Here is a 10,966-nt window from a genome sequence, read left to right as displayed (position 1 = left end):
TTTAGGGTATAATCTCAACTTTAAATTCCGTGGGGAATATAGAACTTTATAATAGTTACATAATGAATTTGATGTAATACCTTGTTCCAAGGTAGCTCAATGGTGGAGCAACCGGCTGTTAACCGGTAGGCTGTGGGTTCGAGCCCCACCCTTGGAGCCATTGAATATCGCGGGGTGGAGCAGTTGGTAGCTCGTCGGGCTCATAACCCGAAGGTCGAAGGTTCAAGTCCTTCCTCCGCAACCATTAAAAAAACTTTAGTTGCCATGGCTCCTTGGTCAAGCGGTTAAGACACCGCCCTTTCACGGCGGTAACAGGGGTTCGATTCCCCTAGGAGTCATAATGTGGGAGTATAGCTCAGCTGGGAGAGCATCTGCCTTACAAGCAGGGGGTCACAGGTTCGAGCCCTGTTACTCCCACCAATAATGCGGCCTGGTAGTTCAGTTGGTTAGAATGCCAGCCTGTCACGCTGGAGGTCGAGGGTTCGAGCCCCTTCCAGGTCGCCATTTAATTAATATGCGGGAATAGTTCAGCGGTAGAGCGCGACCTTGCCAAGGTCGAAGTCGCGAGTTCGAATCTCGTTTCCCGCTCCAATATAAAGTGGGTGCATAGCTCAGCTGGATAGAGCAACGCCCTTCTAAGGCGTGTGTCCGGGGTTCGAATCCCTGTGCGCTCATTTAAACTCTTTGTCATAATGATAGAGAGTTTTTTTTATAAAATAAATAAATTATCTTGATTTTATGGTAAAGTATAGTTAGGAAAGTAGGTGGAAGATGTGTTGTCATTTGATTTGATTTTTAATAAATTTTTCCAGTTAATATATAGGATAAGTATAAATGATGTGGTAGATATACTTATAGTGGCCTATCTATTTTATAAGATATTGAGGTTTATAAAGGATACACGTGCAGAGCAGTTATTCAAGGGAGTAATAATACTACTAATTGCTACCCAAGTCAGTGGTATGCTTAAACTCCATACTCTTTATTGGATACTTGTAAAGATACTGGAAGCAGGATTTATACTACCATTTATAATATTCCAACCGGAGCTAAGGGCAGGATTGGAGCACCTGGGCAGGAATACAAATTTATTTAGGTTTGGATCACAGGCTAAAAGTGCCTATGAAATAAATATAGAAAAAATGATTTCTGAAATGTTAGGTGCAGTGTATGACATGGCCGGAAGAAAGATAGGAGCCTTGTTGGTACTTGAAGGCAAGACTAAGCTAAATGAAATTGTCGAAACAGGTACAGAGATAGATGCAAAAATAACTAAGCAGATCTTGTGTAATATATTTATACCTAATACACCTCTCCATGATGGGGCTGTCATAATTAGGGATGGTAAGATTAAGTCTGCAGCATGTTTTTTACCACTTACACAGAGGAAGGACCTTAGCAAGGATCTAGGTACAAGGCATAGGGCTGGTATAGGAGTTAGTGAGATATCAGATTCCTTGACCCTGATAGTTTCAGAAGAAACAGGTCATGTATCAATAGCCAGGTCTGGAAAGATATACAGGGATGTCAGCAAGGAAAGATTGGCAAATATATTAAAGAACTTCTACAAGAATAAGACAGAAGATAAGACCTTTGGTCTAGTAAAAGATATTTTTAATAAGTAGCTAGGGGGGTGCTGAATTTGAGTAAATTAAGGCAGAAAGCCAAGGGAAATATTAAGGCAAAAATCATATCAATATTAGCAGCACTTGCACTATGGTTATACGTTTTAGCTGTGGTTGACCCAGATGAAAAAAAGGTAATAGTGGACATACCTATAACTATAAATAAGATGAATCAATTAGAAAATGAAGGTTTTGTAGTATATCCTAAGGCGGATTTTAAGACGGATATCACCTTGGAGGGCAAGTTGTCGGAATTACAAAAGTTGACTAGGGATAATATTGATATATACGGAGAAATAATTAACCCGGTAGAAGGAAGTAATGTCGTAATATTAAGGACCAATATATCAAATAGGGTGTCCAGGGAACTAAAGGATTCTTCTATTGTAGTGAATCTTGAGAAAAGGACAAAAAAACAGGTTGATGTCAAGGTCAACCTAAATGGTAGTCTCAAGGATGAGATTATAAAGACTACTACTAACTACAAAAAAGTCACTGTGTCGGGGGCGGCGTCCTTAGTTGATAAGGTTGACTATGTAGGCCTAGATTTAGATACTGATAAAATAGATAAGGACTCTTACTTTGAAAAGGAAGTCCAGGCTAAAGCCTATGATAATAAGGGCAATGTCTTAGATTTAGATATAAATGTAAAAAAAATAACAGTCTCTGGTGAGTTCAGGCAAACTAAAAGCCTTCCACTGAAAATAGATTACAGCGGAGGTCTATATGATCTTGATTCCTATGCCCTATCTCCAGAAAAAATAGTCGTGGCTGGAAGTGGTGAAACTTTAAAAAATATAGAGTACATTAAAACAAAAAAACTAACAGATAACGATTTGAATCAATTGCTGAATAAAAAAGTAGAAATAGTGTTGCCAGAAGGTATAAAGCTAAAAAATGAAAATACTGAAATACTATTAATTAAGAAATAGGAAATAGCAAATTATTACTTGATAATTTATGAGAATAACCTTATTTTTTAAAATAGGCAAATAAAAGTATGAAAACTACTTTTCTGGAATATTTGTTGAAAAAACAAATGGAGAAATATTTGGAATATTTAAATTAAATAAGAATTAAAAGTAAAACAGGGGATTTGCTTAATCATATTAAAAAATAACAAATTTGTTAATTTAATATTTTTATTGCAAGTTCCTTATTTTAGTTATAAAATAATATATAGGAAAGAGTGATTAGTAATTTTTTTTCTTACCCATTACCAGTTGAAAACTTATTGGATAATGTTTTCAAGATATAAAAAAGTAAAAAAAATATTTCCTGATGTGCAAATAACTAACTATAAAAAAGTTTGTTATATATGAAGGATTTTATTCATTTTTATTAATTTATAGCTAGTAATATGAATTTGTCGATAATCGAGGATAATCCTCTTAAAGAATCACACATTTAGAATCTTAAATAGAGCCTTGGGAAAAAGTTTTTATTGGATATAGGTGGGTGATATTATTGTGAGTTATGTTTTTGGTTATTTGGCAAGTTTAGCAATAAAATTTAATCAGTTAGAGTTAAATAGGAGGATACAATGAAGGAAGTTTACAGAATTTTAACTATCAATCCAGGTTCTACATCGACTAAGATAGCTGTCTATGATAATGACAAAGAGGTTTTTGAAAAGACTCTAAGACATTCATCAGAAGAAATCGGCCAGTTTGAAAAAATATCTGACCAGTTCAACTTCAGAAAAGATGTTATAGAAGGAGAACTTAAGGCTGCGGATATCAAGTTAGAAGACCTTGATTGTGTAGTTGGTAGAGGTGGTCTACTAAAGCCTATAAAGGGTGGTACATATAGTGTAACTGAAAGTATGCTAGAAGACCTTAGGGTAGGCGTTTCAGGACAGCATGCATCAAACCTTGGAGGTATAATTGCAAACGAATTCTCAAAGGAATTAAATATACCAGCATTTATAGTTGACCCAGTTGTGGTTGATGAAATGTCTGACTTGGCTAGGATATCAGGAACAGCTAGCATTGAAAGAAAGAGTATTTTCCATGCTCTTAATCAGAAGGCAATAGCTAGAAGATATGCTGGTGAAGTAGGCAAGAAGTATGAAGACCTTAACTTGATAATAGCTCACATGGGTGGGGGTATATCAGTAGGTGCTCATGATAAGGGTTCAGTAGTAGATGTTGCGAATGCCCTAGATGGTGAAGGTCCATTCTCACCTGAAAGAAGTGGTGGCGTGCCTGTTGGTTCAGTAGTAGACTTATGCTTTAGTGGCAACTACACAGTATATGATATAAGGAAGATGATAACTGGTAACGGTGGTCTAGTTTCTTACTTAAATACAAATGATGCCAGAGAAGTAGAAGCTATGATAGAAAAGGGTGACAAGAAGGCTGCTTTAGTATATGAAGCAATGGCTTATCAGGTAGCTAAGGAAATCGGTAGCTGTGCAACAGTACTATCAGGCAAGGTAGACGCAGTTCTATTGACTGGTGGTATAGCATATTCTAAGAGCTTTACAAAGATGATATCTGATAGGGTTGGATTCTTGGCTGAAGTTAAGATATACCCTGGTGAAGATGAAATGGTAGCACTAGCTCTAGGTGGATTAAGAGTTCTAAAGGGAGAAGAAAAGGCTCAGAATTACGACGAGCAGTAATATAAGGTCTTTGAATATTTGTCACAGATTGTAGGCCTTGCCTATCTGGAGATTGAGTATTTGGATAAAGGAGAAGGCAACAAATGGAGAAAACAAAGAGAATAAGGATAATAACAGGCCACTATGGAAGTGGAAAGAGTGAATTTACAGTAAATTATGCATTGCAGTTGAGGAAGGAAGTTGAGGGTCCGCTCTCAATTTCTGACCTTGATGTTGTTAACGTATACTTTAGGTCTAGGGGTAAGAGGGATTTCCTAGAGGAAAATGGAATCCACCTTATATCTAGTTCAGTAGATGCGCCAACGCTGGATATACCAGCACTTTCTGCAGAAATACATACACCACTATTAAACAAGGAACACAATAATATAATAGACCTTGGTGGTGATAAGGTTGGTGCAACTGTTATTGCAAGATATAGAGATATGATTAAAGACGGCGATTACGATATGTTTTTCGTTGTCAATGCAAACAGGGAAAAAACACAAAATGCGGAAGAAGTAATGAAGTATATTGATGAGATCGAAACAGCTTCTAAGCTTAAGGTTACAGGTCTGATCAACAATACTCACATGCTTAAAGCTACTACAATTGAAGATATAGAGAAGGGGCAGGAGGTCTGTCGTGAAGTATCAAAGCAGAGGAATATACCTATAAGGTTTATATCTTGCCTAGAGTCAATAGTAGACCAGATTCCTGAGGATTTCGAAGGTGATGTGGTACCTATCCATCTATATTTAAGAGATGAGTGGATGATGTAGTTTGTGTTTTTATAAATAATTTTAGATTTATTTTATTTTAAGGAGGCAATACAAATGGCTAAAGGTAGAGTGTCTTTTGATCAGAAGTACTGTAAGGGTTGCGGTCTATGCATCTCAGTATGTCCAAAAAAGATTATTGAGCTTGACATGTCTAAGGTAAATTCAAAGGGATATAATCCAGCTCACGTTGTAAGAATGGAAGAATGTATAGGATGTTCAAGTTGTGCATTGATGTGTCCAGATGCAGTAATCACAGTAGAAAGAGATTAATTTAGGGGGGATTTTAAATGGCTAAGATACTAATGAAAGGTAACGAAGCATTCGGTAAGGCAGCTATGGTTGCAGGATGTAGATATTTCTTCGGTTACCCAATAACTCCACAGAGTGAGTTACCTGAATATTTATCAAGAGAATTACCAGCAATAGGCGGAACATTCGTTCAGGCTGAATCTGAAGTTGCTGCTATAAACATGGTTTACGGTGCTGGTGGATGTGGTGCTAGAGTACTAACATCATCTTCTTCACCAGGTATTGCGTTAAAGCAGGAAGGTATTACTTACTGTGCAGGTGCAGAAGTTCCGTGTGTTATATTAAACGTAGTGAGAGGTGGCCCAGGACTAGGATCAATCCAGCCTTCACAGTCAGACTACTTCATGACAACTAGAGGTGGTGGTGACGGTGACTACAGAACACCAGTATATGCTCCAGCAAGTGTACAGGAAGCATGTGATATGATAATGGATGCATTTGATGTTGCAGAATTATACAGAACACCAGTTCTAGTATTACTAGATGGTATGATCGGACAGATGATGGAACCAGTTGACTTTGATAAGCCAAGAAAGCAGAGAGAACTTCCTTCTAAAGAAGGTTGGGCTACTACTGGTACTAAGGGACAGAGAAAGCCAAATATCATAAACTCTCTATACCTTTCTCCAGAAATTCTTGAAGAACACAACTATCACCTACAGAGAAAGTACGATGTAATCGAAGCTAACGAACTTCAGTATGAAATGGATAGAACTGAAGATGCTGAGTTAGTATTCGTTGCATATGGTACTATGGCGAGAGTTGTTAAGAACTGTGTAAATGAAATGAGAGCAGAAGGATATAAGGTAGGTCTAATCAGACCTAAGACTGTATGGCCTTACCCATATAAGGCATTTGATGAAATACCAGCTTGTAAGAACTTATTTGTAATCGAAATGAGTTTAGGACAGATGGTAGAAGACGTTAAGTTAGGTTCTAATGGTAGACACCCAGTTCACTTCTATGGTAGACCAGGTGGTATGGTACCAGAGCCAAAGGAAATAATCAAGAGAGCAAAAGAAATCATGGGAGGTGTTAAGTAATGGCTGTTATATTCAAAAAGACATCAGGTTTAACTGACGCACAGACACATTACTGTCCAGGATGTACTCACGGTATAATCCACAGACTAGTTGCTGAAGTATTGGAAGAAATGGACGTTGTAGGATCTGCAATAGGTGTAGCTCCAGTTGGATGTTCAGTTCTAGCATATAATTATTTTAACTGCGACATGCACGAAGCTGCTCATGGTAGAGCTCCAGCATGTGCTACAGGTATAAAGAGAGTTAATCCAAATAATACAGTATTCACATACCAGGGTGACGGTGACCTTGCATCAATCGGTGCTGCTGAAATCGTTCATGCTGCAAACAGAGGTGAAAAGATAACTGTTATATTCGTAAACAATACTACTTACGGTATGACAGGTGGACAGATGGCTCCTACTACACTAATAGGTGAAAAGGGAACTACTTGTCAGGCAGGTAGAGATCCAGAACTACATGGATATCCAATCAGAATTTCTGAAATGCTTTCTACACTAACTGGTGCTAGATATATAGAAAGAGTTAGAGTAGATACTCCGGCAGAAGTTAGAAAGGCTAAGAAGGCTATTAGAAAGGCTTTCGAAGTACAGATGGCTGGTTTAGGTTTCTCTATGGTAGAAGTACTTTCTACATGTCCTACTAACTGGGGTAAAACTCCTGTAGATGCTCTTCAGTGGTTAAGAGACAATATGGTTCCTTACTATCCAGTACAGAACTTCAAGGATATTGATATAGAAGCTGCATTAGCAGAAAAAGCTGCAAAGGAGGAAAAATAAATGAGGACATCTAGAGTTATTTGTGCAGGTTTCGGTGGACAGGGTGTAATGTCTATGGGTCAGTTGATGACTTATGCCGGAATGCTTGAAAATAAAGAAGTTTCTTGGTTGCCATCTTATGGTCCAGAAATGCGTGGTGGTACTGCTAACTGTGCTGTTACTATTTCTGACCAGCCAGTAGGTTCTCCAATCATCACTGATGATGCAACAGCTGCTGTAATCATGAACTCTCCATCTTTGACTAAGTTCGAAGGTGATGTAGTTCCTGGTGGTGTTATACTAATCAACAGCTCGCTTGTTCACGAAAAGTGCAGCAGAGATGATATAGAAGCTTACTATATAGATGCTAACACCCTATCAAATGAATTAGGTGGGCCTAAGTTTGCCAACATGGTAATGCTAGGTGCTTTCCTTGCAGTTGACGATAGTGTTAACATAGAATCTGTTCTAGAAGCTTTCAAGAAGGTTTTCGGAAAGAGAAAAGAAAAGTTCATACCAGTTAATAGACAGGCTCTTGAAGCAGGTTACAAGGCTGTTATGGATCAGAAAAAATAATTAATTAGTTTATAATTAAGGATTGGCCTTAGTGACTGGTCCCGATTGGATAGAGGGTATATATTCTAAGCGAAAGCAAATGAATATGTACCCTCTAATTTGTTTATACAAAAATGGGAAACTTGATATAAAATCTCCAATATAGACCTAAAATATATGTATAAATACGTTTTTTGTGATAAAATAGATTATATATGGGATTTTTAGGAATATTAAGATCAAATTCAAAATAGAAAAATAAGGTGGTAACATATATGAGAAAATATTTTGGTACAGATGGAGTAAGAGGTGTAGCAAATACAGAATTAAATTCCTCTTTGGCCTACAGGTTGGGTAGGGCCGGTGGCTTTGTCTTAACAAAGGAATGCAAGGATGATTCAAGGGTTAAGGTGGTTGTTGGTAGAGATACTAGAATTTCAGGTGATATGCTAGAGGCTGCCCTAATAGCTGGTTTGATGTCAGTTGGTTGTGATGTAATAACAGTAGGAGTAATACCTACACCAGCAGTTGCATACTTGACGAGAAAGTATGGGGCTAATTGTGGTGTAGTAATATCAGCTTCCCACAATCCTGTTGAGTATAACGGTATAAAATTTTTCAATGACAAGGGCTTCAAGCTAGATGATGAAATAGAGTTAGAAATAGAAAAGCATATAGACAATGAAAACCTATTAGACAAGTGGCCAGTAGGGTCAGATGTTGGTAGGAAAATCTATGAACACAATGCTGTTAGGGATTATGTGGACTACTTAAAGTCACACATAGATGGAGACCTAAAAGGCTTGAAGGTGGTTCTAGACTGTGCTAATGGTGCAGCCTATAAGGTGGCTCCTATGGCCTATAGGGAACTTGGGGCAGAGGTAATAGAAATACACTGTCAACCTGATGGCAACAATATAAATGACAAGTGTGGGTCTACTCATCCAGAATCATTACAGGCCAAGGTTGTAGAAGTAGGTGCCCACATGGGTATGGCCTATGATGGTGATGCAGATAGACTGATAGCAGTGGATGAAAAGGGCAATATAGTAGATGGTGACAAGATTATGCTCATAAGTGCTATAGATATGAAGGCAAAGGGTCAGCTAAAGAAAGATACCCTAGTAGTTACAGTAATGAGTAACATAGGTTTAAGAATTGCTGCTGAAGAAAATGGAATTAACCTGGCCACAACTCAGGTCGGAGACAGGTATGTCCTAGAAGAGATGATAAAGAGTGATTACAGCCTAGGTGGAGAACAGTCAGGCCACTTGGTTTTCTTGGACTATAATACTACTGGTGATGGTACTATGTCATCACTAGTTCTGGCATCTATTGTAAAGGCCAAGGGAGAGGCTCTTTCTAATGTGGCCAGTATAATGGACCAGTATCCACAGGTACTAGTAAATGTCAGGGTTCAGAATGAATACAAGAATAGCTATATGGAAATAAAAGAGATAGCTGATAGGATAGAAGATATAGAAAAAGAAATGGATGGTAAGGGTAGGGTCCTAATCAGACCATCAGGTACGGAACCCCTAGTAAGGGTAATGTTGGAAGGCAAGAATGAAGACCATATATATGGTTTGGCCAAGGGGCTTGCAGACCTGATAGATAAAAAAATTGGTTTAAAGCAGGTTTAAGTGTAATAGAGACCTTGTCTTAGATATTTAAGTTAAAAAAATATTTAAAAAGAATTTAAGTGATTGTAATTTTACCGCTGATTTGATATAATAAGGAGATGTATGCACATCTCCTTGGGCGGTAACCCATCTATATGTGTATATTGTGATTTGATATCATTTATAAACCTTAGAGTAGGTATCTGTGGTATGTCTTTTGTTACCACTGCTATAAGTGGAGTCGGATTAAAAATTTTAAGATTTATAAATGACAGCAAAGTTGGTGTAGGTTTTTGTTAGACCTTTGAGGTTTGGCAGCTATAACCGATGACACCCTTGATGAGTATATGGGAAAAATCTACGAGGATTATTAGTGTTAAGTTAAGAGGAGAAATTATGCCAAGAATTAGAGTAAAAAAGAGTGGTCCTTTAAAGGGAACCCTGAAAATAGATGGAGCAAAAAATGCTGTACTACCTATAATTGCAGCAACAATACTAGCTAGGGGGAAGTGTACATTAAAAAGCGTACCAAGCCTAAGAGATGTACATGTAATATCAGATCTTTTGGCCCATCTAGGTGCAGATGTTAACTATTGTGATGGATGTCTAGAGATAGATACATCAAGTATAAACACATATGAGGCTCCATATGAACTAGTAAAGAAAATGAGGGCATCTTTTGTAGTTATGGGTCCACTCTTGGCCATCTTTAATCGTACAAAGATTTCTATGCCGGGTGGATGTGCAATTGGAACTAGACCAATTGACCTACACCTAAAGGGATTTAAGGCCCTTGGTGCTGAAATAATAATGGACCATGGTTTTATAGAAGCCAGGGCAGAAAAGCTAGTTGGCAATAAGCTATATCTTGACTTCCCATCAGTAGGAGCTACTCAGAATATAATGATGGCATCAGTACTTGCTGACGGTGTAACAATTATAGAAAATGCTGCTGAAGAGCCTGAAATAGTTGATTTGGCAAATTTCTTGAATGAAATGGGTGCATCTGTTAGGGGTGCCGGAACGAATACAATAAAGATAAAGGGTGTTAAGTCTCTTCATGGGGCAGAGCATACTATAATACCCGATAGAATAGAAGCATCTACATATATGGTGGCAGCTGCTATGACAAAGGGAGATATAGTTCTTGAAAATGTAATAATTGACCACCTAAAGCCAGTTATAGCCAAGCTATCTGAAGCCGGAGCCATAGTGGAAGAGGGTGAAACGTCAATCAGGGTAATAGGTCCTGATAAGATTAAACCGATAGATATTAAGACCCTACCGCATCCTGGATTCCCAACGGATGTACAGGCCCAGTTTATGGCAATGTTGACAGTTGCCGAGGGAACTGGAGTGGTAATAGAGACTGTATTTGAAAATAGGTTTATGCATGTAAATGAATTTAACAAGATGGGAGCCAATATTAAGATTGATGGCAGAAGTGCAGTAGTTAATGGCGTAGATTGCCTAAAGGGGGCAGATGTAGTAGCTACTGACCTTAGGGCCGGAGCAGCCCTTATACTATGTGGCTTGATAGCTGATGGTACAACTAATGTAGGTGAGATATACCATATACAGAGGGGTTATGTCGACATAGATAAGAAGTTGAGAAGTATAGGCGGAGATGTTGAAATAGTTGAAGATTAATTAGTCGTATACGGAGG

10 protein-coding genes and 7 tRNA genes are annotated in these 10,966 nt (G+C 38.0%); all 17 read left to right on the top strand.

Annotated elements, in window-relative coordinates:
- The first annotated feature begins 85 nt into the window (after positions 1-85).
- The 17 genes from HMPREF0634_RS04235 (at position 86) to murA (ending at position 10,949) form a co-directional block, all read left to right on the top strand.
- Positions 86-160 (top strand) — tRNA-Asn (locus tag HMPREF0634_RS04235).
- Positions 161-168: 8 nt separating this feature from the next.
- Positions 169-244 (top strand) — tRNA-Met (locus HMPREF0634_RS04230).
- A gap of 22 nt (positions 245-266) precedes the next feature.
- Positions 267-338: transfer RNA gene (locus HMPREF0634_RS04225), tRNA-Glu, on the top strand.
- A 6-nt stretch (positions 339-344) separates the two neighbouring features.
- Positions 345-420, top strand: a tRNA-Val gene (locus tag HMPREF0634_RS04220).
- A 7-nt stretch (positions 421-427) separates the two neighbouring features.
- Positions 428-504 (top strand) — tRNA-Asp (locus HMPREF0634_RS04215).
- A gap of 12 nt (positions 505-516) precedes the next feature.
- Positions 517-591 (top strand) — tRNA-Gly (locus tag HMPREF0634_RS04210).
- 9 nt (positions 592-600) lie between these two features.
- Positions 601-674 (top strand) — tRNA-Arg (locus HMPREF0634_RS04205).
- 99 nt (positions 675-773) lie between these two features.
- Positions 774-1,625, top strand: a complete 852-nt coding sequence (gene cdaA / locus HMPREF0634_RS04200) for a diadenylate cyclase CdaA (RefSeq protein WP_007789276.1) — start codon at positions 774-776, stop codon at positions 1,623-1,625.
- 17 nt (positions 1,626-1,642) lie between these two features.
- The gene (locus tag HMPREF0634_RS04195) at positions 1,643-2,557 is read left to right on the top strand and encodes a CdaR family protein (RefSeq protein WP_007789308.1); all 915 of its coding nucleotides are present in this window, start codon (positions 1,643-1,645) and stop codon (positions 2,555-2,557) included.
- A 611-nt stretch (positions 2,558-3,168) separates the two neighbouring features.
- Positions 3,169-4,251, top strand: a complete 1,083-nt coding sequence (gene buk, locus HMPREF0634_RS04190; protein WP_007789299.1) for a butyrate kinase — start codon at positions 3,169-3,171, stop codon at positions 4,249-4,251.
- Between the two features lie 83 nt (positions 4,252-4,334).
- The gene (locus tag HMPREF0634_RS04185) at positions 4,335-5,012 is read left to right on the top strand and encodes a hypothetical protein (protein WP_007789281.1); all 678 of its coding nucleotides are present in this window, start codon (positions 4,335-4,337) and stop codon (positions 5,010-5,012) included.
- A gap of 54 nt (positions 5,013-5,066) precedes the next feature.
- The gene (locus tag HMPREF0634_RS04180; protein ID WP_007789290.1) at positions 5,067-5,282 is read left to right on the top strand and encodes a 4Fe-4S dicluster domain-containing protein; all 216 of its coding nucleotides are present in this window, start codon (positions 5,067-5,069) and stop codon (positions 5,280-5,282) included.
- A 17-nt stretch (positions 5,283-5,299) separates the two neighbouring features.
- Entirely contained in the window at positions 5,300-6,364 is a 1,065-nt protein-coding gene (locus tag HMPREF0634_RS04175) for a 3-methyl-2-oxobutanoate dehydrogenase subunit VorB (protein WP_007789272.1), read from the top strand.
- The gene (locus HMPREF0634_RS04170) at positions 6,364-7,143 is read left to right on the top strand and encodes a thiamine pyrophosphate-dependent enzyme (protein ID WP_007789298.1); all 780 of its coding nucleotides are present in this window, start codon (positions 6,364-6,366) and stop codon (positions 7,141-7,143) included. Before HMPREF0634_RS04175 ends, HMPREF0634_RS04170 begins: the two co-directional genes overlap by 1 nt.
- Positions 7,144-7,698 (top strand): 2-oxoacid:acceptor oxidoreductase family protein, encoded by a 555-nt coding sequence (locus HMPREF0634_RS04165; RefSeq protein ID WP_007789307.1) that lies wholly within the window; start codon positions 7,144-7,146, stop codon positions 7,696-7,698.
- 254 nt (positions 7,699-7,952) lie between these two features.
- A complete protein-coding gene (gene glmM, locus HMPREF0634_RS04160) occupies positions 7,953-9,320 on the top strand; it encodes a phosphoglucosamine mutase (RefSeq protein WP_007789285.1) in 1,368 nt (455 codons plus the stop codon).
- A gap of 375 nt (positions 9,321-9,695) precedes the next feature.
- Entirely contained in the window at positions 9,696-10,949 is a 1,254-nt protein-coding gene (gene murA / locus HMPREF0634_RS04155) for a UDP-N-acetylglucosamine 1-carboxyvinyltransferase (RefSeq protein WP_007789292.1), read from the top strand.
- Positions 10,950-10,966 lie beyond the last annotated feature (17 nt).

It is taken from the genome of Peptostreptococcus stomatis DSM 17678 (assembly GCF_000147675.1).
Classification (GTDB): Bacteria; Bacillota; Clostridia; order Peptostreptococcales; family Peptostreptococcaceae; genus Peptostreptococcus; species Peptostreptococcus stomatis.
This window is presented reverse-complemented; position numbering and strand designations above follow the sequence as displayed.